The 22,101-nt window shown below is 41.8% G+C and carries 21 protein-coding genes; 7 read left to right on the forward strand and 14 right to left on the reverse strand.

What is annotated here, in order from left to right; genetic code table 11:
- Window positions 1–2: 2 nt before the first annotated feature.
- The 7 genes from pdxH to rpsA all read right to left on the reverse strand — a co-directional run bounded on the left by pdxH (window position 3) and on the right by rpsA (window position 5,993).
- Window positions 3–650, reverse strand: coding sequence for a pyridoxamine 5'-phosphate oxidase (gene pdxH / locus ACZ41C_RS01835; protein ID WP_464563921.1), 648 nt, complete (start codon window positions 648–650; stop codon window positions 3–5).
- A 102-nt stretch (window positions 651–752) separates the two neighbouring features.
- A complete protein-coding gene (locus ACZ41C_RS01840; RefSeq protein ID WP_464563923.1) occupies window positions 753–1,253 on the reverse strand; it encodes a hypothetical protein in 501 nt (166 codons plus the stop codon).
- Window positions 1,254–1,305: 52 nt separating this feature from the next.
- A complete protein-coding gene (locus ACZ41C_RS01845; protein ID WP_464563925.1) occupies window positions 1,306–2,214 on the reverse strand; it encodes a ribonuclease Z in 909 nt (302 codons plus the stop codon).
- Window positions 2,211–2,543, reverse strand: coding sequence for a ribonuclease Z (locus tag ACZ41C_RS01850; RefSeq protein ID WP_138259172.1), 333 nt, complete (start codon window positions 2,541–2,543; stop codon window positions 2,211–2,213). The genes ACZ41C_RS01845 and ACZ41C_RS01850 overlap by 4 nt, the downstream gene beginning before the upstream one ends.
- An 8-nt stretch (window positions 2,544–2,551) precedes the next feature.
- On the reverse strand, window positions 2,552–3,478 hold the full coding sequence (locus ACZ41C_RS01855) for an aspartate carbamoyltransferase catalytic subunit (RefSeq protein ID WP_464563927.1): 927 nt from the start codon (window positions 3,476–3,478) through the stop codon (window positions 2,552–2,554).
- 5 nt (window positions 3,479–3,483) lie between these two features.
- Window positions 3,484–4,023 (reverse strand): bifunctional pyr operon transcriptional regulator/uracil phosphoribosyltransferase PyrR, encoded by a 540-nt coding sequence (gene pyrR, locus ACZ41C_RS01860; RefSeq protein WP_138259174.1) that lies wholly within the window; start codon window positions 4,021–4,023, stop codon window positions 3,484–3,486.
- Between the two features lie 125 nt (window positions 4,024–4,148).
- Window positions 4,149–5,993 carry a 30S ribosomal protein S1 gene (gene rpsA, locus ACZ41C_RS01865; RefSeq protein ID WP_138259175.1) on the reverse strand — a complete coding sequence of 615 codons (1,845 nt, stop codon included), beginning with the start codon at window positions 5,991–5,993 and terminating at the stop codon, window positions 4,149–4,151.
- Window positions 5,994–6,258: 265 nt separating this feature from the next.
- Between rpsA and ACZ41C_RS01870 the strand changes: the two genes are divergently transcribed.
- A complete protein-coding gene (locus ACZ41C_RS01870) occupies window positions 6,259–6,639 on the forward strand; it encodes a LysM peptidoglycan-binding domain-containing protein (RefSeq protein ID WP_138259176.1) in 381 nt (126 codons plus the stop codon).
- A 44-nt stretch (window positions 6,640–6,683) separates the two neighbouring features.
- Here ACZ41C_RS01870 and cmk read toward each other — a convergent pair whose 3' ends face one another.
- From cmk to ACZ41C_RS01885, 3 genes are all read right to left on the reverse strand, one after another.
- Window positions 6,684–7,379 (reverse strand): (d)CMP kinase, encoded by a 696-nt coding sequence (gene cmk / locus ACZ41C_RS01875; protein ID WP_138259177.1) that lies wholly within the window; start codon window positions 7,377–7,379, stop codon window positions 6,684–6,686.
- 49 nt (window positions 7,380–7,428) lie between these two features.
- Window positions 7,429–9,879 carry an endopeptidase La gene (gene lon, locus ACZ41C_RS01880; RefSeq protein ID WP_138259178.1) on the reverse strand — a complete coding sequence of 817 codons (2,451 nt, stop codon included), beginning with the start codon at window positions 9,877–9,879 and terminating at the stop codon, window positions 7,429–7,431.
- A 185-nt stretch (window positions 9,880–10,064) separates the two neighbouring features.
- On the reverse strand, window positions 10,065–10,637 hold the full coding sequence (locus ACZ41C_RS01885) for a sugar O-acetyltransferase (RefSeq protein ID WP_464563931.1): 573 nt from the start codon (window positions 10,635–10,637) through the stop codon (window positions 10,065–10,067).
- A 108-nt stretch (window positions 10,638–10,745) separates the two neighbouring features.
- Here ACZ41C_RS01885 and ACZ41C_RS01890 point away from each other — a divergent pair, with 108 nt between their 5' ends.
- Genes ACZ41C_RS01890 through ACZ41C_RS01905 form a run of 4 tightly spaced genes read left to right on the forward strand, consistent with a single transcriptional unit; the run spans window position 10,746 to window position 13,707 of the window.
- Entirely contained in the window at window positions 10,746–11,300 is a 555-nt protein-coding gene (locus ACZ41C_RS01890) for an RNA polymerase sigma factor (RefSeq protein WP_138259180.1), read from the forward strand.
- Window positions 11,300–11,860 (forward strand): hypothetical protein, encoded by a 561-nt coding sequence (locus ACZ41C_RS01895; RefSeq protein ID WP_138259181.1) that lies wholly within the window; start codon window positions 11,300–11,302, stop codon window positions 11,858–11,860. Before ACZ41C_RS01890 ends, ACZ41C_RS01895 begins: the two co-directional genes overlap by 1 nt.
- Entirely contained in the window at window positions 11,841–12,935 is a 1,095-nt protein-coding gene (locus tag ACZ41C_RS01900) for a DUF4097 family beta strand repeat-containing protein (protein ID WP_138259280.1), read from the forward strand. Before ACZ41C_RS01895 ends, ACZ41C_RS01900 begins: the two co-directional genes overlap by 20 nt.
- Before the next feature lie 46 nt (window positions 12,936–12,981).
- The gene (locus tag ACZ41C_RS01905; RefSeq protein WP_464563934.1) at window positions 12,982–13,707 is read left to right on the forward strand and encodes a head GIN domain-containing protein; all 726 of its coding nucleotides are present in this window, start codon (window positions 12,982–12,984) and stop codon (window positions 13,705–13,707) included.
- 42 nt (window positions 13,708–13,749) lie between these two features.
- Here the strand turns inward: ACZ41C_RS01905 and ACZ41C_RS01910 are convergent, their stop codons facing one another.
- From ACZ41C_RS01910 to glgB, 4 genes are all read right to left on the reverse strand, one after another.
- Complete coding sequence (locus ACZ41C_RS01910; RefSeq protein ID WP_464563936.1) at window positions 13,750–15,081, reverse strand: MFS transporter; 1,332 nt, start codon at window positions 15,079–15,081, stop codon at window positions 13,750–13,752.
- Between the two features lie 152 nt (window positions 15,082–15,233).
- The gene (locus tag ACZ41C_RS01915; RefSeq protein WP_464563938.1) at window positions 15,234–16,043 is read right to left on the reverse strand and encodes a M48 family metallopeptidase; all 810 of its coding nucleotides are present in this window, start codon (window positions 16,041–16,043) and stop codon (window positions 15,234–15,236) included.
- 40 nt (window positions 16,044–16,083) lie between these two features.
- Complete coding sequence (locus tag ACZ41C_RS01920; protein ID WP_464563940.1) at window positions 16,084–18,483, reverse strand: glycoside hydrolase family 31 protein; 2,400 nt, start codon at window positions 18,481–18,483, stop codon at window positions 16,084–16,086.
- Window positions 18,484–18,585: 102 nt separating this feature from the next.
- Window positions 18,586–20,484 (reverse strand): 1,4-alpha-glucan branching protein GlgB, encoded by a 1,899-nt coding sequence (glgB, locus tag ACZ41C_RS01925; protein ID WP_464563942.1) that lies wholly within the window; start codon window positions 20,482–20,484, stop codon window positions 18,586–18,588.
- 247 nt (window positions 20,485–20,731) lie between these two features.
- Between glgB and ACZ41C_RS01930 the strand changes: the two genes are divergently transcribed.
- Entirely contained in the window at window positions 20,732–21,307 is a 576-nt protein-coding gene (locus ACZ41C_RS01930; protein ID WP_464563944.1) for a collagen-like protein, read from the forward strand.
- Window positions 21,308–21,501: 194 nt separating this feature from the next.
- A complete protein-coding gene (gene msrB / locus ACZ41C_RS01935) occupies window positions 21,502–21,999 on the forward strand; it encodes a peptide-methionine (R)-S-oxide reductase MsrB (RefSeq protein ID WP_138259188.1) in 498 nt (165 codons plus the stop codon).
- The last annotated feature ends 102 nt before the right edge of the window (window positions 22,000–22,101 follow it).

Here is a 22,101-nt window from a genome sequence, read left to right on the forward strand (position 1 = left end):
GCTTAAGGTGCCAAGCGTTCCATTTTCCAATCCCAATCCTCTTGCAAGGTAAACCGGATCCTATCGTGTAACCGATTAGGTCTTCCCTGCCAAAATTCAATGGATATGGGCCTCACCAAATAGCCGCCCCAATGATTTGGTCGTGGCACTTCCTTATTTTTGTAGGTAACCTCAAGTGTTTTAAGTTCCTGTTCCAGGACATCCCTAGAGGCGATAACACTGCTTTGGTTGGATACCAAGGCTCCCAATTGGCTTCCTTTTGGCCGGGATTCAAAGTAACCATCGGATAGATTCTCGGCAACCTTTTCCGCTTTTCCCTTTATGATAACCTGACGCTCCATATTGGGCCAAAAAAAAGATATACAAATGTTGGGATTCGCCGCAATGGCCTTACCCTTTTCACTGGTATAATTTGTGTAGAAAATAAATCCCTCATGGTTGAACCGCTTCAACAAAACCACCCTGCTTTTGGGAAAGCCATCCAATCCAATGGTAGATACGGTCATCGCGTTGGGTTCATCGACACCATCTGACTGCTCCACTTCATGGAACCATGTTTTAAAAAGCTGCATGGGATTATTGGATATACTATCCTCCATCAAGGCGCTTTTCTCATACGATTTGCGATAATTCCCTAGGTCTTTCTGCATGCTAAAAACTAAAAAAATCAAGATACTCAAAGATCACTAAAAATAACAAGACCCCAAAAGCTTTAATCACCTTTGGGGTCTTATTAAACAATTAATTTTAATCTATTCCAACCTTTTAAAACTCATTTGTGTCTGTACTGGTGCATCGGCAGGATATGAAATATAATACAAGGTCAATGTTTCGTTCTTTATGGTAAACCGATTCCCATAAGCTTCTCCATTCAATAAGATGGTCTCGGGCTTCGGCTTAAATCCTTTTTCCCAAGAAGTATTTTCAAAAACCCTTATAAAAACACTATCATTGTTAACTTCAAAAGTTCCTATATTTTCAGATTGCCCCATTAGTTCATTTGGGTTCTCATCCCTAAAATCATAGTAATTCACTTTATAGGTGTAGGTTCCATCCAACTCAAAGGTGTGCAAAGTCTCTACATCGAAATACCGATATTCCTCCCGTATACCGCCACTAGGTATTTCATCGATACGGTTCCAAGTACCCATGATGGCACTACCTCGTAACTCAGCGTTTATTCCATCTTCTTTTTCACAAGAAATTGATAGAATAAGCACAAAAAATAAACTAGGTAAAAATGAATATTTCATGATAGGCTTTACTTAAGGATATTCGAGCTGCCTAAAGGTTGCGTAGAAAGATTTAACCTATTTGGAAAGATTTACCATCATCTGCTAATTCAACTGGTTCGAATACCACAGATGCTTCCTTTCTAAATAACTCCAAGGAACTATATCGTGTTGAATAATGGCCCAATATCAATTTACCAACGGAAGCTTGTTTTGCTATTTCGGCGGCCTCTTTGGCCGTTGCGTGTTTTGTCTTTTTGGCCAAATGAACTTCGGATTCCAAAAAAGTGGCCTCGTGGTACAAACAATCCACCTCCTTTATCAGGGGAACAATACTGGGATTATAAGCCGTGTCGCTGCAAAAGGCATAGGATGTCGGTTTAGGTGGATCGAAAGTCAATTCCCTGTTGGGAATGATTTCGCCTATTTCGGTAACAATATCCTTTCCTTTTTTGATATTATTGAAATATGCTTTGTCTATTTCATAATATCGAACGGCCTCTATGTTCAAGGTGCGTTCCCTCTCCTTTTCCCTGAATAAAAATCCATTGGTATAGACCCTATGATCTAAGGGTATCGTTTGTACGATTACTTTTGCATCCTCAAAAATAACCTGGCTATCCACGGAGGTCAATTCATGAAAACACAAGGGATAATTTGTCCAGGAATCCCCCAATTTTAACAACATGGTAATAGCTTCCTTTATCCCTTTAGGGCCATGAATATGGAGTTCCTTTTCCCTTCCCAATAACCTAAAGGTGGAAACCAGGCCCGGTAGTCCAAAAAAATGATCGCCATGTAGATGCGAAATAAAAATGTGGCTGATGCGGGAAAATTTGATTCTGTGTTTCCTAAGCTGGACTTGGGTACCTTCCCCACAGTCGATCAAAAACATATGGTTTTTGACTTCCAGTACCTGGGAGGTTGGATTGGTCAAAGTTCTGGGAGTGGCGGCATAACACCCTAGGATGGTCAACTTCAAAGCTCCAAATCTCTTTCAATTTCCTCCATTTCAATGATGTCCTTCGCTTCTTGTAATGTAGGGGCCACGATAATTTCATCGGGGACGTCGTCATACGAAACCTTATCCGTAACGATTACAAAGGATTTGCCCGACTTGCGATGTCTATTGGAAATGTCCAAAAACTCCATGACATCCCCAGAGGTCAATGTATCAAACGAAAAAAGATTGATTATGAGGTTGTCATTTTTGACTTCCGAATATTTTTCATCCAAGTTTTTCAAAAAGATGGATAGTGATTTTTTTTCCTGATATATTAGGGTCGTAGTTCCGTCCTTATCAAAAATCATACTTACAATTATTTAATTTTTGAAGCTAACAAATAAATGACCGCCATGCGAACGGCCACACCATTTTCTACTTGATTGAGTATGATGGACTGTTTGGAATCTGCCACATCACTTGTTATTTCCACGCCCCGGTTGATGGGACCGGGGTGCATTATTACGATTTCCTTGTCCAAACTGTCCAGCAATTTCTTATTTACCCCAAATTGTTGGGTGTACTCCCTGGTTGTTGGGAAGTAGCTTATATCAAGTCGTTCGTTCTGTATACGCAACATATTGGCAACATCGCACCATTCCAAGGCCCTTCTTAAATCCATCTCTACCCCTACCCCTAAGGATTCTATATATTTGGGCATCAAAGTTTTTGGTCCGCATACCTTTACATTTGCGCCTTGCAGTTTTAGCGCAAAAATATTGGAAAGTGCTACCCTGGAATGCAAAATATCCCCAACGATGACCACGTTCTTTCCCGCAACATCGCCCAACTTTTCCCTAATGGAATAGGAGTCCAACAAGGCTTGGGTAGGATGTTCATGGGCTCCGTCCCCAGCATTTATTATGGAAGCCTTGACATGTTTGGCCAAAAAAATACCGGCCCCAGGATTGGGATGTCGCATGACCACCATATCCACTTTCATAGAGAGGATATTGTTTACGGTATCGATAAGTGTTTCGCCTTTTTTAACCGAAGACTGGCTTGCCGAAAAGTTCAGGACATCGGCGGAAAGTCTTTTTTCGGCCAATTCGAAGGAAAGCTTTGTACGGGTACTGTTTTCAAAAAAAATATTGGCGATGGTAATATCGCGCAAGGAAGGAACTTTTTTAATGGACCGATTGATTACTTCCTTAAAATGATCCGCAGTTTCAAAAATGAGCTGAATATCCGATTCTTTAAAATATTTGATTCCCAACAAGTGATTTACACTCAGTTCGCTCATTTGTACTATCTATTTATCAAATAAATTATGTCTTCCCCATCATTTTCCTCCCACATCACTTTTACCTTTTCGTTGTCTATGGCATCCACCTGTCTACCTCTGTAATTGGGCTGTATGGGCAGATGTCTGCTGAATCTTCTGTCAATCAGGGTCAACAGCTCAACTTCCTTGGGCCTTCCAAAGGATTGCAAGGCCGTTAAGGCTGCATTGATACTACGACCTGTGTACAGCACATCGTCAATTAGAACCACCTTTTTATCCTCTACCAAAAAATTGATTTTCGTCTTGGTCGCCTCCAAGGTTTTTTCCCCTCTTCTAAAGTCGTCCCTGTAAAAAGTGATATCCAAATAACCAAGGTCTATATGTTTAACCTTGTATTCTTCCAATAAAATTTTAGTAAGCCTTTGGGCTACGTATATCCCTCTGGGCTGTATTCCGATTAATACAGTATTTTTGAAATCCTCATGGTTTTCAAGCAGTTGACAGGCCAAACGGTGAAGGATAATATTGATTTCCTTTTTGGAAAGTAGGACTTTTTGACCCATAATTCGTCACACATGCTTTAAGCAAAGCAAAAATAGGGAATTCTCCCTAATTATCTTTCCTAGTTTTTAGAAACAAAAAGGCCCGGTAAAAAACCAGGCCTTTGAATATTTAAAAGTCAAATGTATTACTTCTTCTTTTTGGAATCCGCTTCCATTTTATCCTTTAATGCTTGTAGCGCATCATTGGCATCCCCTAATGTTGGTTTTGCCTCTTCTGACGCTGCAGACTGCCTTTGGGCCGCTGCTTTTACATTGCGTTGTTCCTCTTCCCTGAAGATAGCAGTGTGGCTAGCTACAACGCGTTTGAAGTCTTTATTGAACTCAATAATCTTGAATTCTGCCTCATCGCCTCGGCCCAGTTTTTTGCCATCTTCCTTTTCAAGGTGACGCTGTGGAACAAAAGCCGTAATATCCTCGTTAAAGTCAATAGTAGCTCCTTTATCCACTACATCGGTTATGGCAGCTTTGTGAACCGTACCAACGGCAAATTCCTCTTCGTACTTATCCCAAGGGTTTTCAGTAGTTTGCTTGTGACCCAAGCTCAACTTACGTCCTTCCACATCCAATTCCAACACTTCAACTTCCAAGGTATCACCGACATTGGTGAACTCGGAAGGATGTTTGATTTTCTTGGTCCAAGAAAGATCGGAAATATAAATAAGACCGTCAATACCTTCTTCCAACTCAACAAAAACGCCAAAGTTGGTAAAGTTACGTACGATACCTTTGTGTCTGGAACCTACAGGATATTTGGAAGTGATATCTGTCCAAGGGTCCGGAGTCAATTGCTTGATGCCCAAAGACATCTTACGATCTTCCCGATCCAAAGTCAATACAACCGCTTCAACCTCATCCCCTACCTTCACGAAATCCTGAGCGGAACGCAAGTGAGTGGACCAAGACATTTCAGAAACGTGGATCAAACCTTCAACACCTTCAACAACCTCAATAAAGGCACCGTAATCCGCAATAACGACAACTTTACCTTTTACTTTATCACCGACCTTAATTTCATCGCTTAGTGCTTCCCAAGGATGTTTCTCCAATTGCTTAAGACCTAGTTGGATCCTGGATTTGTTTTCATCAAAATCAAGAATAACAACGTTCAATTTCTGGTCAAGCTCAACAACCTCGTTCGGGTGGTTGATCCTGCTCCAGGAAAGGTCTGTAATATGAACTAGTCCGTCAACACCACCAAGGTCGATAAAGACACCGTAGGAAGTAATGTTCTTGACAACACCTTCCAATACCTGTCCTTTCTCCAACTGACTGATGATTTCTTTTTTCTGTTCTTCGATATCGGCTTCAATAAGCGCTTTGTGCGAAACAACAACGTTCTTGAACTCGTGGTTGATCTTGACCACCTTGAACTCCATTGTTTTGTTCACGTATTGATCGTAGTCCCTGATAGGCTTCACGTCAATCTGAGAACCTGGTAAGAACGCCTCGATACCAAAAACATCGACAATCATACCTCCCTTGGTTCTACACTTCACATAACCGGATACGATTTCCTCCTTGTCATGAGCGGCATTCACCCTATCCCAAGCTTTGATGGTACGCGCCTTCCTGTGAGACAATACCAACTGTCCGCTTTTGTCTTCACGGATATCAATCAATACCTCTACCTTGTCACCTACCTTTAAATTAGGATTATATCGAAATTCGTTCAATGAGATGACACCTTCAGACTTGGCATTTATATCAATAATTGCCTCCCTATCGGTCAAATACACTACCGTTCCTTCCACTACTTCCTCATCGGCAGTATCAACGAAATTTTCGGCAACCAATTCTTCGAATTCCTTTAGCTTGGAATCGTCTACTCTTTCGATTCCTTGCTCGTACTTTTCCCAGTTAAAATTTTCCAAAAACTCCTGTGGGTCCTGCTTTGGGGTCTCCTGTGCAGTTTCTTGTGTAGTAGCTTCCATAGTTTCTTCTACTTCAGCCGTTGTTTTTTCTTCAGCCATGTGCTGATATAAAATTTGTATTCCATAACCCAATCAAGATGTAAGCAATGATCATGAAAGTTATTATTGATCTATTTTTTGTCCCTTTTCCATCTTGATTCGCTTGCTAAAAAAGGAGTGCAAAACTACAACTAAATTCCTTAATACACAACATGTTGAAATCCTTGCTATGCGCTGATTACAGTATTTTGTGAATTTGGAAAGGTTTTGAACAATAATTAGTACCTTAACCGCATAAATATTAACCGTTAAATTGAAATTAATTATGAGCGTAAAGGCAAAGTATCAACCCGTTTTGGACCTGGGGGAACAACTTGGTATCAAAGATGGAAATGTGACCGTTGAGGGCGATGTCCTTAAGGTTAAAGGAATGGCGAAGACCCAGTATGAGAAAAACATCATTTGGGACAAAATAAAGGAAATAGGTGGCGAAAGTCCGTCCGATATAAAAGCGAACATTACCGTAGAAGATGACTCCGTGTATCACAGGCATACCGTTAAAAGTGGGGAATCGCTTAGCAAAATCGCCAAGCACTACTATGGAGATCCTATGAAATACAAGCAAATTTTTGAGGCCAATACTGGCATTTTGAAGAATCCGGATCTCATCCATCCAGATCAGGTTTTGGTCATTCCAAATTTGTAAAATCAAAGAATCAAAAAAAACCGTCAGGAAATCTGACGGTTTTTTTATTTATTTTTTTCAATGACCCTAAGCGCATGTTCATAAATGCGCTCAAATTGTTGTACCAATCCCATATCACTGTTATCGAATTCAATGGCACCTTCCGCCTTTGTTAAAGGGGAATTTTCCCTGTGCGAGTCTATATAATCCCTTTTTTGAACATTTTCCAGGATATCCTCATATTTTACATCCTCGCCCCGATCCAGCAATTCCTTGTAACGCCTTACCGCCCTTTTTTCGGGGCTTGCGGTCATAAAGATTTTGAGTTCGGCATCGGGAAAAACAACGGTTCCAATATCCCTACCGTCCATGACCACACCTTTATTCTTGCCCATATCCTGCTGTAGGGCGACCAGTCTGGTCCTTACTTCCTTGATTTCGGCGATCTGACTCACATAATTGGAAACTTCCAATGTCCGAATTTGTCTTTCCACATTTTCACCATTCAAATACATTTCGGCAAAACCCAAATCCTGATTAAATACAAATTTCAACTCAATACTATCCAAATCCTCAATAAGACCTGCTGTATCAATTTCACCATCTACTACAAAGCCATTATTCATAGCATATAACGTTACCGCCCTGTACATGGCACCGGTATCTACATATATATACTCCAATTTTTTGGCCAGTTGCTTTGCCAAGGTACTTTTACCCGTGGAGGAAAATCCATCGATGGCTATGGTAATCTTATTCATTGAATGTTTTTATTGCCGATTCCATTTTCCAAGAGGATACAGAAATAGATTATAATTTTTTGGCATTTTTTACTTTCTGATTTGTCAACGCTATGTCGATTACTTCAGACATTTCAGTGACATAATGGAATGTCAACCCTTTTAGATAGGATTCCTTGATTTCCTTTACATCCCGTTCATTATCGGCACAAAGTATAATTTCCTTGATCCTTGCACGCTTTGCCGCCAATATTTTCTCCTTGATACCGCCAACGGGCAATACCTTGCCCCGAAGCGTAATCTCCCCTGTCATGGCCAAACTTTTCTTGATTCGTTTTTGAGTAAAAAGGGATACCAAGGAAGTCAACATGGTGATTCCGGCACTTGGCCCGTCCTTTGGGGTAGCTCCTTCCGGTACGTGTATATGCACGTTGTACTTCTCAAAAATAGACGCATCCAAACCAAACCTATCGGCATTGGATTTAATATACTCCATGGCAATTGTGGCCGATTCCTTCATCACCTTGCCAAGGTTTCCCGTAATACTCAGGTTCCCCTTACCCTGAGACAGAATGGATTCAATGAATAGGATATCCCCACCAACACTGGTCCAAGCCAATCCCGTAACCACGCCGGCAACTTCATTATTCTCATATTTGCTGCGTTCCATTTTTGGAGGCCCCAGCACTTCCTCAATATCCGCGGTGCTGATCTTTACATTATAGTCTTCCTCCGTTGCGATTGATTTGGCCGCATAACGCACCATTTTGGCAATTTGTTTCTCCAGCGATCGTACCCCGGATTCCCTAGTGTACCCCTCAACGATTTTCTCCATTTGGGGTTTACCGATCTTCAAATGACCGGAATTCAAACCATGTTCCTCCAGTTGCTTGGGTAGTAAATGCCTTTTGGCAATTTCAACCTTTTCCTCTATGGTATACCCGCTTACATTGATGATTTCCATACGGTCCCGCAACGCTGGCTGTATATTCCCAAGATTGTTCGCGGTAGCAACGAACATGACCTTAGAAAGGTCGTAGCCCATTTCTAAGAAATTATCATAAAAATCATTGTTCTGTTCAGGGTCCAACACTTCCAACATCGCCGATGATGGATCGCCTTGATGACTGTTGGACAATTTATCAATTTCATCCAATATAAAAACAGGATTCGAAGTACCCGCCTTTTTGAGGTTCTGAACGATCCTGCCCGGCATGGCACCAATGTAGGTCTTTCTATGACCACGAATTTCCGCTTCGTCCCGCAGGCCTCCCAAGGACATGCGGACATACTTTCTACCCAAGGCCTCCGCAATGGATTTTCCCAAAGAGGTCTTACCTACACCTGGAGGTCCATAGAGGCAGAGAATGGGGGATTTCATATCGTTACGCAATTTTAAAACTGCCAGATATTCTATAATACGTCGCTTAACATCTTCCAATCCGTAATGGTCACGGTCTAAAATACGTTGGGCCCTTTTTAAATCGAACTTATCCTTGGAGAATTCGTTCCATGGCAAATCCAAAAGCAGGTCCAAGTAGTTTCTCTGAATGGAATATTCCGCTACTTGGGGGTTCATACGTTGCATTTTGGCAAGTTCCTTTTCAAAATGCTCCTTTACTTTTTTGTTCCATTTTTTCTTCTTGGCACGTTCGCGCATTTCCTCAAATTCTTCATCATAGGAAACACCACCCAATTCCTCTTGGATGGTCTTCATTTGTTGATGAAGAAAATATTCGCGCTGCTGTTGATCCAAATCGCTCCGCACCTTGGACTGAATATCATTCTTCAGCTCCAGTTTTTGAAGCTCAATGTTCATGTATTTTAAGGTAGCCAAGGCCCTGTCCTGCAAACTCCCGATTTCCAATAACTCTTGTTTCTCCTTTACCGCAAGATTAAGGTTGGAGGAAACAAAATTTATCAAGAAGGAATCGCTCTGAATATTTTTGATGGCAAAAGAAGCTTCACTTGGAATATTTGGATTGTCCCTAATAATTCTCAAGGCCAGATCCTTGATGGAATCTATGATGGCCATGAACTCACTATTGCCCTTTTCTGGCCTAAGTTCCTCGGTTTCGCGAACAGTAGCGGTTATGTAGGGCTTTTTGGTAAGCACTTCGGCTATTTCAAACCGCTTTTTTCCTTGTATGATTACCGTGGTATTTCCGTCGGGCATTTGCAATACCCTTAAAATACGGGCCACGGTACCCAAAGTGTTGATATCCTTTATATCCGGGTTCTCCGTTTCCTCGTCCTTTTGGGACACCACCCCGATCACTTTACTACCATTGTTCGCATCTTTTATCAATTGGATGGACTTGTCCCTCCCGGCGGTAATAGGAATTACCACGCCTGGAAAAAGGACCGTATTCCTAAGGGGTAGGATTGGTAAGGTTTCCGGCAATTCCTCACTGTTCATTTGCTCCTCATCCTCTGCGGTAAGCAATGGTATCAACTCGGAATCCTGATCGATGCCCTGTAAGGACATATTGTCAAAATTTGAAAATTTAGAATCTCCCATACTCATATATCGGTCATTCTGTCATTAAATTAGACAGCAATTTTTTTATCGTTCAAATTTAAAAACCCTTGAAAGACCTTGCTAACAGGGTTTTTATCGTTTTTTAGTCTTTACTTCACCTCTATATTTCAATTCCTATGCCATACCTATAACAAATAACGATAGAAGTTTGGGATTAGAAAACATTATAGCTCTCTCAGAACCTTGCACGGATTACCTACGGCAACCGCATTGTTTGCAATACTCTTGGTAACTACACTTCCTGCACCAATGGTAACATTATGGCCAATTTCAACCCCGGGACAGATAACACTATTACCGCCTATCCATACATTGTCCCCTATAGTAACGGGCATACTTGAAGTAACGTACGAAGCACCATCCGAATTTTCAACTATCCTGTCCGAAGCCTTCAACGGGTGTGACGCAGTATAAATTTGCACATAAGGCGCGATGAGCACATTCTGACCGATACTGATGGCATTATCGTCCAAAAAGGTACAGTTCATGTTCACAAAAGTGCCATCGCCAATGGATATGTTGTTGCCATAATCGCAGAAAAAAGGAGATTCTATCCATACTCCCTTGCCGATATTCTTAAAAAGTTCAGACAACACCCGATATTTTTCCTCGGTCAATTCAGCATCCAAATTGTTGAATTCCTTCAAAAATCTTCGGGCACGGAAATACATTTCCAATAATTCCGGATCCCGGGAATTATAAAGCAGGCCCTGAAGCATTTTTTCTCTTTCAGTCATAAACTAAAAATTGATGAAGCATAAATACCGCTCAATTTAGAAAAACTTTTCGGCCAAAACTGTAACAATGGGTAAATTGGATCATCTCTTAGACAAACCAATCACTTTTTGAGCCAAAGTAAGGTACATATTGATGATTTATTGCAATCGTGCAAGGAAGGTAAACAAAGTGCGCAACTGGAGGTTTACAATCGGTATTACAAAGCCATGTACAACACGGCTTTACGGATCGTAAAACACAGTGCCGAGGCCGAAGACATTATGCAGGAATCGTTTTTAAACGCGTTTACGAAACTGGATACATTTAGAGGCGAGGTTACTTTTGGGGCATGGCTGAAAAGAATCGTTGTGAACAACAGTATTTACCATTACAAAAAGCAACTGAAAAAGAATGAAGTTGCGCTGGACGATTTAATGTACAAGGTCGAAGATAATGACGGAATTGCTTCGGATCATGTGTTTGCTGAACAAAAGGCTCAAAAAGTAGTGGAAACCATGAAACGCTTAAAAGACAATTACAGAATTTCTTTGACCTTACATTTGATCGAGGGTTACGACTACGAGGAAATTAGTTCCATAATGAATATGAGCTATGCCAATTGTAGGACCACCATTTCCAGGGCGAAGGAAAGTCTTAGAAAAGAATTATTAATTGCGAACTGATGGAAAAAGATAAACTAGAGGATTTGTTCAAAACACTCCAGGACCGTTTTGATACGGAAGAACCAGCTTTGGGGCACCAAGAACGTTTTTTGGCCAAACTGAACCAATCTAATGGCACCGTTTCAACGGCCAAAACTAAATTCAACTGGTGGAAGCCCTTGTCCATAGCGGCCTCCTTGGCCCTTATGGTCGCTTTGGTGTACCCCCGGTTAGACCTGAACAAATCCATAGAGGAACAAGTTGCCGAGATTTCACCCGAGGTTGCCAATACCCAGTTTTACTTTGCAAGTCTCATCGAGCAGCAAGTAAAGGAGTTGGAAGCTGAGGAAACCCCTGAAACAAGAAAAATAATTTCAGACACCATGGACCAGCTTAAAAAACTGGAACAGGACTATAAAATGTTGGAGAATGAGTTGTTAAACGGGGGTAACAGCAAATTGATCCTCAGTGCTATGATAACCAATTTCCAAACAAGAATCGATTTATTGAACGATGTTCTAAATCAAATTGAAACTATTAAAAATTTAAAAAATTACGATGATGCGAACTATACTATTTAAATACGGCCTACTTGTACTTTTGCTTTGTCCGTCCTTTTTATTGGCCGAAAACGGTGGAAAACCAACCGGAAAGTACACTAAGGAAAAAACCATAAAAAAGGAGTTCAATGTTAATGCCGATGCCCTTTTAAAGGTGGACAACAGTTATGGTAACCTAAATATTACCTCGTGGACAGAAAAGAAGGTCATGATCGAAGTCCATATTAAAACGAACGGTAACAACGAGGAAAAAGTACAGCAAAAGCTGGACGAGATATCGGTATCCTTTGATGCCAGTAGTTCCATGGTGTCCGCCAAAACGGAGTTCAACGACAACAAAAGCAGTTGGGGCTGGAGCTGGGGAAGAAACAACAATGTGAACATGCAGATCAATTACACCATAAAGCTTCCAATAAAAAACAGTGTTGACTTGGACAATGATTATGGTTCCATACTTCTGGACCGGATCGATGGGCACGCAAAAATTAGCTGTGATTATGGAAGGCTGGAAATTGGGGAACTACGGGGTAGAAACAATCAGTTGAATTTTGATTACACCTCTAATTCCACCATAGGATTTATGAACAGTGGCGAAATCAGGGCGGACTATTCTGGATTTACCCTTGAAAAGGCCGGAAACCTAAAAGTAATCGCGGATTATACCAACACCAAAATAGACCAGATGGAAAATTTGGATTATAGCAGTGATTATGGAAAAATGGAAGTTGGAAACGTGCGGAATATTCAAGGAAACGGTGACTACATTACCGTAAAATTGGGAAGTGTGCACGGTAATGTGGATATAGCATCAGACTATGGTTCCATACGTATTGAGGAATTGTCCGAAGATGCAGGGAATGTCAATATACGATCAGATTATACAGGGGTAAAAATTGGTTACAACGCCAATTATCATTTCGATTTCGATATTACCACTAGCTATGCAGGTGTGAGCGGAAAAGACGATTTTGTTATCAACATCAGTGAGGAAAAATCAACCTCCAAGCATTATAAAGGGTATTTTGGAAGTAAGGGAAGTGGAAATATGATTACCTTAAATAGCGATTACGGCAGCATCAGTTTTACCAAAAATTAATATCAATCAAAAGCTGAACGATGTTCAGTTCAAAATCAATTAAAAAATGAAAAAAATCACAACACTAGCCATTGTTTTGGCCATGACAGTTTCCTGCTCTGCACAATGGGGCAAAAGAATTAACGGTAACGGGGAACAGGTTACTATCGATAGAACTACCAGCGACTATGATGCCATTGGTGTATCGGGTTGGTTCGATGTGCACTTGGTAGAAGGAAATGAAGGTAAATTGACACTTACGGGAGAATCGAATTTATTGGAATATATTATTACAGAAGTGAAAAACGGAAAATTGGAAATCAAAACCGAAAAAGGGGTCAACTTAAAGCCTTCTTCTTGGAAAAATGGTATAACAATAACCGTACCCGTAGAAAGTGTTGATGCCATTGCACTCTCTGGTTCTGGGGATATTGTAGGGAAAACGACCATAAAAACGGACAATTTGGAAACGGCCATGTCAGGTTCTGGCGACATTATTTTGGATGTGGATGCCAACTCCGTACACGCAAGTATGTCGGGATCAGGGTATATCACATTGAGCGGTAGCACTAAGGATTTTCAGGCAACCATTTCTGGAAGTGGTGATATCAAGGCCTTTGATATGGAGGCCGATAATGTGGATGCTACCGTTTCAGGTTCGGCTGACATAAAGGTAACGGCCAATAAGATGTTAAAGGCAAGGGTTTCAGGTTCAGGGGATATTACCTACCGCGGAAATCCTGAGAAAATAGACACGAAAACGTCCGGTTCCGGGGACGTTTCAAAAGGATAAAATCAAATAGCGAACAATCAACAACTGTGAAAAGGCCTCTAATCAAAGGGGTCTTTTTAGTTGTTTCACCCTTGTAAGTAGCAACATACCCACCATGAAAAATATTCCCAAGAAAATAATGGCATTACGCATACTGCCGGTAAATTGGGCGATAAAACCATAAAGGAAAGTTCCTATGATAATACCTATTTTTTCGGCAACATCGTAAAAACTAAAAAAGGAAGTGGTATCCTTGGTTTCAGGAATGAACTTGGAATAGGTGGAACGGGACAGGGCCTGAATGCCGCCCATGACCAATCCTACGCATCCGGCAGCTATATAGAAATCCATCGGTGTAATCAAAAAATAGGCATATACACAGATAGCGACCCAAAGCGCGTTTACCACGATCAGGGTTTTTACGTTTCCAAAATTTTTGGAGGCCCATGCCGTTACCGAGGCCCCGAGAATGGCAACGATTTGAATGACCAAAATACTTACGATCAAGCCCGTGGTGCGTTCAGAATCCGATCCCCAACCTATTTCTTCCTCCCCAAAATAGGTCGCGATCAACATAACGGTCTGTACGGCCATACTATATACGAAGAACGCCCCTAAATACCTTTTTAATCGGGTTTGATTCCCTAATTGGTGCCAGACACCCTTCAACTCCCTAAATCCGTTCAGGATAACATTGGTTCGAGCCCCTTCACGTTTATTACCTTTGGGTAAATAGTAAAAACTATATTGTGCGAAAAGTATCCACCAGAACCCAACCGAAACAAAAGAATATTTCATGGCCTTGATTTCGGCTACTCCACCATCACCGGAAGTGATTCCAAAAACTTCTGGTTTCATCACCATGGCGAGGTTCACCAATAACAGAAGAACGCTCCCAATATATCCTAGGGAAAACCCTTTCGCACTAACGGCATCCTGTTGTTCCGGATAGGCCACATCGGGCAAATACGAATTGTTGATGGCAAAACTTACCCAAAACCCCACAAGTCCAAAAAAGTAACAAAGCAATCCAAAATAGATGTTCTCCAAGGAAAACCAGTTAAGGCCAATGCAGGATAGACCGCCCAGGTAGCAAAAAAACTGCATGAACATTTTCTTGTTTCCAAGATAATCCGCAATGCCCGAAATCAAAGGGGTGATTATTGCTATAAATACAAAGGCCAAGGATGTGGTATAACTAATTAGTGGAGCCCTTGCGATTTCTATTCCAAAGACGGTCAACTTTTCTATCTCGGCCACCCTAAAAAGTGCCCCATAGAATATGGGGAAAACGGCTGATGAGATAACCAAACTATAAACGGAATTGGCCCAATCATAGAACGCCCAAGCGTTCAACAGCTTTTTACTTCCCTTTAAGACCAAGGTTCTTGCCATTCTTGTAAACTAACTCGGGGCAAGCCCACGACACATTTATTGGAATAAGTATAAATTTCTCGGCAAGCATCGGGGCATTATACCCTTTGGCGGTGCCCATAAAATAAAAGCCGTTTCTAAGAACGGCTTGAATATACAATAAAAAGTATGTATTATTTGAAACTGGTCACCCCAAATTTAGCGGCCTCAGCAGCAGCTTCGGGAGCCCAAGCCGTTAGGTTGTTAATCCTGGTATCGTTTGACGGATGGGTACTCATAAATTCCGGTGGCGCCTGTCCACCGCTCTGTGACTTCATGCGTTTCCAAAGCTCAGCGGCTTCATAGGGGTCATAACCTGCAATGGCCATAATTTGCAACCCAATACGATCTGCTTCGGTTTCATGGCTTCGGCTAAAGGGCAACATAGCTCCCAATTGGGAACCTATACCGTATGCCTGGTTGAACATATTTCTTTTTTGGGGATCCTGAATGGCTATATTTCCAGCGACCGCACCCAATTGCTGCAAAGTACCCGCACTCATTCTCTGGGCTCCATGGTCTGCCAAGGCGTGTGCAACCTCATGTCCCATAACCACCGCTACACCGGTTTCCCCATCACAAATGGGCAATATTCCCGTATAAAATACAATTTTACCACCGGGCATACACCAAGCGTTTACGGTTTCGTCCTTAACCAGGTTGTACTCCCATTTATAATCGTTCAAATACCCTGGGTATCCGTTGGCCGACAACCATCGCTCCGCGGCCGAGGAAATTCTTTGTCCCACCCTGGTAATCATATGTGCCTCGGAAGTTCCCTTAACTACATTGTTTTCACCCAAAAACTGGTCGTACTGGGCAAAGGCCATTGGAAAAATTTGACTATTGGGATAAAAATTCAATGTTTTCTGACCCGTAAAAGGATTGACCTTGCAGGCAGAGACTGCCAGAAACAGGGTCAATATCAATAGTATTCTCTTCATGGTTTTAGTGTTTTACTATGTTGCGAAAATTACAAAATTATTATTTCGAGGTTATGTGCAAAAGCGTAAAGTTTTTGTCGATGAGCATGGAATTGTCCCCATTGGAACGTACAGTTTTCAAATTTACTTCCTCATTGTCCACCTGCACTTTACCAATTTTAAAAGGCAGTCCGTAGATATTGAACCTAAATTTTTCATATCCAGTTACAAAGCTACCGTCCTTGAATTGTTGGATGGTCAAAGACTTTTCCTTTCCCGTCAATTTAAAGTTCCGCAATGAATACCTACCCTTTTTATAATCGTATCCATCCTGTGCATCCTCATAAACCTCAGAAGTCTCTACCCCAACAGTAAAATAGGTTTCCAATACCAATTCCTTTAATTTTAACTGACCAACATATTGTTGAACGGGATACTTTGGTATTACGGCACCGGCCTTAACATAGATGGGGATCATATCCAGTTCTGCGGTCACCCAACGTTCCTTACCTCCATTCAAACATTCTTGGGTCCAAAAATCATACCACTTTCCTTTTGGAAAATACATTCTCCTACCTTGGGCATTGGGTTCCTGAATAGGACATACCAATATTTGGTTTCCAAAGATAAACTCATCCGTTCTAAAATGTGTCTGGGTATCCTCTTGGTCGTAATACACCAAGGGCTTAAGCATGGGTATATGATCTTTGCTATACTTGTAAAACATCGTATATAGATAGGGCAATAGCTGATATCGTATCTCCACAAATTTTCGAACGATATCCGTAATATCACTACCAAAGGACCAAGGTTCCTGATCTCCATGGTCACCACTGGAATGCACCCTACAGAAGGGATGAAAAACACCCAATTGGATCCATCGTGCAAAAAGCTCGCCATTGGGCTGCTCCGCAAATCCACCAATATCAGAACCCACAAAGGAATAGCCGCTCATACACATGCGCTGTACCTGAACGTTGGCAATCCATAGATGCTCCCACGTCGCCACATTATCCCCGGTCCAAGTGGATGAATACCTTTGCGTACCGGCAAAAGCGGCCCTGGTTATTACAAATGGCCTTTTGGGATAAACATATTTTTTGACTCCCTCGTAGGTAGCCCTTACCATCTGCATTCCATAGACATTGTGCGCCTTTCTGTGCGTACAGGGGTGACCATCGTAATCATGCCGGGTGTCCAGCGGAGCGGTCTTGCTGGGAACTTCCATAACGGCTGGTTCGTTCATATCGTTCCACACTGCATGCACCCCAATATCCGACATGAATTCCTTGTACAGTTCCGCCCACCATTCACGCACCTCTGGATTTGTAAAATCTGGGAAATTACATTCCCCTGGCCAGACTTTCCCGTGCATCAAGGGACCGTCTCCACGTTTGCAGAAATAGTCGTTTTCCAAGGCCTCTTGATACACCCAATAATCGCGATCGATCTTTATACCTGGATCTATCATCACAACGGTCTTGAAGCCGTCCTGCTCCAATTCGGAAATCATTCTTTTTGGGTCGGGAAAATGGTTCTTGTCCCATGTAAAACATCTGAAACCATCCATATAATCGATATCCAGATAAATGGCGTCACAAGGGATTTTGTGCTCCCTAAATTGATTTGCAATTTCCTTCACATTACTTTCCGGGTAATAGCTCCATTTGGATTGATGAAAGCCCAAGGCCCACAGAGGCGGTAGCTCCGGGGTACCCGTTAAATTGGAATAGGCCGAAACGACCGTGGACATATCCGGACCATAAAAGAAATAATAGTCCATGGCGCCCCCATCCGCCCAAAAACTCGTAACGGTTCTTTTCTCATAGGCAAAGTCAAAATGCGTCTTGAAGCTATTGTCAAAAAAGATGCCATAGGCCCTTCCCCTATTCAATCCAATGTAAAAAGGTATTGCTTTATAAAGAGGATCCTGATCCTTCCCGTAAGCATAGGAATCCGTCACCCAATTCTCCACCCGTTTTCCCTTTAAATTGCTATGGGTGGATTTATCGCCCATACCGTAGTAGCTTTCACCGGTAGGGGTCATTTTACTCATCTTTACGGTATTGCCCCCATACTCATAGTTTTCCTCCCAGTGGAAGCCTGCTTCGTCCTCATTGATGATAGTTCCATCGAGGTCTGAGATCTGGGTGCGTAGGGACATTTTATCCACCAAAAGCTGTAACCTGGCGGTCTTTACCAAATACTCGGTATCGTTTTCAGCCACTTCCAGGATACTATATCCCAACGATGCCTCTTCGTCTATGGCATAGGAGAAATCGGGCTCAAAGACATGGTTTGTTGCGTATCTGAACCGCAGTACGCTGCCGCGTAAAATAGTTACTTGAAGGATTACCCCGTTTTCCGTGGTAAAATATAGCTTGTCGTTGTCCTGTTTAAATTCGACAATATGATTGGGATATAAATTTCCTTTATATTCCAGTTCCGTATTCGTAATCATATCATTTTGGTTATTGATATCCGCAAAAGAAGAACAATATCGGATAACTTAAAAAACTTTATTTTAAAAATATACCGAAAAGATTGCCTCCTTTAATCGGCGTTATTTCATGATTACTACACCCAAGGGAGGAATTGTAATCTCCACCGATTTTTTATGACCGTGCCACGGTTTGTTCGAAGTCTTAATATTGGGATTCACTTTGCCCGTTCCACCGTATTTAACATCATCACTGTTCAATACCTCTTTCAACTTCCCTTTTTTTGGCATACCGATTCTGTAATTATCCCTGACCACCGGGGTAAAATTACAGGCGATAACAAGGTCGTTTTCGGCATCATGACCCTTTCTGATGTAGGTAAGCACGGAGTTCTCATGGTCCCCATAGTCTATCCATTGAAAGCCTTCCGGACTAAACTGCTTTTCGTACAAGGCCGGGGAGCTCTTATACAGTGCGTTCAGGTCCTTTACAAATTGCTGTACGCCCGCGTGCACCTGGTATTGTAACAAGTGCCAATCCAGACTGTTCTGAAAGTTCCATTCCGCTGTCTGGCCAAATTCTCCGCCCATAAACATCAATTTGGTCCCCGGATGCGTAAACATATATCCAAACAACAGTCTTAAGTTGGCAAAGCGTTGCCACTCATCCCCAGGCATACGATAAACTAGGGACTGTTTGCCATAGACCACCTCATCATGTGAAAATGGCAGCATAAAGTTCTCGGTAAACGCATAGGTCATGCTAAAGGTAAGGTCGTTCTGATGGTGCCTTCTGTAAATTGGCTCTTTCTTGAAATACTCAAGAGTATCGTGCATCCAGCCCATCATCCATTTCATCCCAAAACCAAGACCCCCGTATTCCACCGGCCTGGATACACCGGAAAATGCCGTAGATTCTTCCGCTATGGTCTGGACCGCTCCCTGAAAACTTGCCTGCACTTCTTGATTGAGTTCCCTTATGAAGGACATAGCCTCCAGATTCTCGTTGTTGCCATACATATTGGGTTCCCATTCGCCGTCCTCCCTGGAATAATCCAAATACAACATGGAGGCAACGGCATCTACCCGTAAGCCATCCACATGGTATTGATCGAGCCAAAAAAGTGCATTGCTGATCAAAAAGGCACGTACTTCATTTCGGCCATAGTTAAAGATCAAACTTTTCCAATCTGGGTGGTAGCCCTTTCTTCTGTCCGGATGCTCGTACAGGTGAGAACCATCAAAGAAGCCCAATCCATGGGCATCTTCGGGAAAATGGGAAGGTACCCAATCCAAAATGACCCCAATATCATTTTGATGGAAAGCATCGACCAGAAACTTAAATTCCTCAGGGGTGCCAAACCTGGAAGTTGGGGCAAAGTAACCCGTTAATTGATATCCCCAAGAGGGGTCATACGGATATTCCATCACTGGCATAAACTCCACATGGGTATAGCCCATTTCCTTTACATAGGAGACCAGTTCCTTGGCCAATTCCTTATAGCTAAGCACATTATTACTTGCATCCCTTTTCCATGAACCAATATGTACTTCGTAAACGGAATAGGGCCTGTCCAATCCGTTTTTGTCCTTCCTGTAGCCCATCCAAGCGGAATCCTTCCACTTGTAATCGGCAGACCAAACGATGGAGGCCGTTTTTGGGGGATGCTCGCACAATCTGGCAAATGGGTCTGCCTTCTCTGTCCAGATGTCATTATTGTGCGAATGAATTTTATACTTATAAATGGCGCCTTTTGCAACCTTTGGGATAAAACCTTCCCAAATTCCACTGGAATCCCATCGAACGTTCAATTTATGTTCATCGGAATTCCAATGGTTAAAATCCCCAACGACCGATACGGATTTAGCGGAAGGGGCCCAAACGGCAAAATAGGTACCCTCAACACCGTCCAATTCTATGATATGTGATCCCAATTTATCATATAACCTATAGTGCTTACCGCCTTTAAAAAGGTTTATATCAAAATCCGTAAATAGCGAATGTGGTATTACTTTGGACATATGCGAGCTTTTGGTTTTCCTGTAAATCTAATCAACTTTACGTTAAAATCTAACGAGAAATGTTTTGAAGACAAATCCAGAAACAAAATTTAACTCCTTTGGTTTTATATTTTAGAGGACTACGGACTGTCAATTAAGTGAAAAAATTTGGTTCTATCAAAAGGATATTTATGTAAACACCAAAAATGGAACGCTTTTTGAGTAACTAGGTTAAATTAATAATGGTGAAACAATAAAATTAAACATCATGAAGAAAACAACGATTCTACTCAGCTCAATATTGGCATTTTTATTTATGGCCTGTGAAGGACCCCAAGGCCCTCCGGGTTTCGATGGTTTGGACGGTCGTGACGGTCGTGACGGTGTCGATGGCCAAGACGGAATAAACATCTTAGGCAAAGTAATCGACATTGAAGGTACTTTTGATGCTGGAAACGACTATTCCATATTCTATGAGTTTCCGCAATCCATAGAGGTTTTTGAAACCGATGTTGTTTTGGTGTACCTGTTATGGGACCAAACCGAGGATGGCAATGGCGATCCCGTAGACATATGGAGGTTAATGCCGCAAACCAGAATCATCGACCAAGGCCTACTACAGTACAATTATGATTATACGTTTTTTGACGTGAGTATCTTCTTAGAGGCCGATTTTGATTTGGCAACCCTACTACCCGGCGATACAGACAACCAAGTATTTAGGATAGCCGTTTTACCTGCCGAAGCTGCACAGAGCGGAAAATTGGATTTTAGCAACATACATTCCGTAATGGGCAGACTTGGCGTCACCGAAAAGGATGTGCAAAAAGTGATTTTAAAATAAATGCCAATATTATAGATATAAACCCCGATAATTCGGGGTTTTTTATTTTAATATATTTAGAAAAACTTAACGAACCTGTAATTATTTGTATCCTATCTTTGAAAGGAATCCATCCAATTAGAGACCCAATGTAGGTGCAAGCAAATTCTTGCGAACAGTAAAAAGACACGATTATTCACCAAAAAAATAATGAAATGAAATTTACAGTTTTAATAGCGGTCCTAGCGGTAATGACCAGCTGCAAAGGCATTTCACAGGAAAAAGATATGGCCAAAGATAAGGGTCAAGAAAAAATGAAGGAATTTAAGGTCCAAAAAACGGAGGCGGAATGGAAGGCAGAACTCACCGATGCCGAATTTTACGTGCTACGGAAAGCGGCCACCGAAAATCCCTTTACCAGTGAACTTCTGGATAACAAGAAAAAGGGGACCTATGTCTGTGCAGGGTGCGGCACCCCTCTTTTCAAAAGCGAGACAAAATTCGATTCGGGTACCGGATGGCCCAGTTTTTATCAAGAGATTGAGGGAAATGTTGGGTACGATGTCGATTACAAGATTGGATACAAAAGAACCGAGGAACACTGCGCTACCTGTGGTGGGCACTTGGGCCATGTATTTGAGGACGGCCCTGCCCCAACGGGTCTAAGACATTGTATTAACGGAGTGGCCTTAAATTTTGTAGAGAACAAATAATTGTAAAGAATACCAAATTACCAAAAATGCGGCACCTTACATATGTCTTTTTCTAGATAAAATAATAGTATCCGAAAATTAATCAGCAAGGTCCAAATACCA

The organism is Maribacter sp. C-4077, from assembly GCF_055378385.1.